This is a genomic window from Nostoc sp. CCY0012, from assembly GCF_963920855.1.
GTDB lineage: Bacteria > Cyanobacteriota > Cyanobacteriia > Cyanobacteriales > Nostocaceae > Cyanocohniella.
This window is the reverse complement of record NZ_CAWUDM010000248.1, coordinates 1-942: the sequence shown is the minus strand read 5'-3', so window position 1 is coordinate 942 and position 942 is coordinate 1. Positions and strand designations below refer to the sequence as shown.

Below are 942 nucleotides of genomic sequence, written 5' to 3'. Positions count from 1 at the left end.
GATGGGGAGATGGGGAGATGGGGAAGTGAAGAACTTTTGCTGTTCTCTTTTAATAATGACCAATGACTAAAAAACAAGCAGCCCAGCGATTTACTGAACTGCTCATTTAAAAAAAATTTTAATTGGCAAATCTTTGTACGTCTGCCTTGATGGATAAACTTAAGACTTAATAGCGTTGTGAGTATCCACCACCAGAGCGGCTACCTTTGTCCTCCCGTGGTCTAGCTTTATTAACTTTCATTGCACGACCCATCCATTCGGCACCGTCTAGAGCCTCAATCGCAGCATCTTCTGCGGCATCTGATTCCATTTCTACGAAACCAAAGCCCCGTGCGCGTCCTGTTTCCCTGTCGGTGGGTAACTGAACTCGCTTGACAGAACCGTAATCAGAAAATACTTTGCTGAGGTCTTCTTCTGTGACGCTGTAGGATAGGTTCCCTACGTAAATTGACATGAAACTCTCCAGAATCCATTGATGCAGAGATGTTTATCCGGAGAGCCGCTTGCAATTATTACTAAAAACAAGATCCGTATCGCCGAAATTAACTTCTCCGAAATCATCCTAACATAACTTTTATCGAGAAAAAGCTTAAATCTTTTAATTTATGCCAAATATATGGTATTATTTATCAAATTTAACTATATTATTAATTTTCCTAGCTTATTATCCAATTAAAAAATTTTGTCTAGCTCATACCTCTGGATAAATTCCCCCATTGAGTCAGTTAAAAAGCAGGGGGCAGGAGGCAGGGGAGAAAAATGCATTGGGCGGGTTAACCAACTTGTGGTAGATAATGTGGAAATCCCTAAAACCAGAGTGTTTCACCTGCACTTGACACCTTCTACCTCGGCTCTATCTTGTTGCTTCCTATCTCCAGTTGAATATAAACAGTAAACCAAAAAGTTTTCCCAAAAGGGCGAATCACTAGGTATATAGGAGAT

The 942-nt window shown here is 40.6% G+C and carries 1 protein-coding gene; it reads right to left on the bottom strand.

Annotated elements, in window-relative coordinates; all coding sequences use genetic code 11:
- Window positions 1-166 precede the first annotated feature (166 nt).
- Entirely contained in the window at window positions 167-454 is a 288-nt protein-coding gene (locus ACM0OS_RS28975; RefSeq protein WP_414546621.1) for an RNA recognition motif domain-containing protein, read from the bottom strand.
- Between the last annotated feature and the right edge of the window lie 488 nt (window positions 455-942).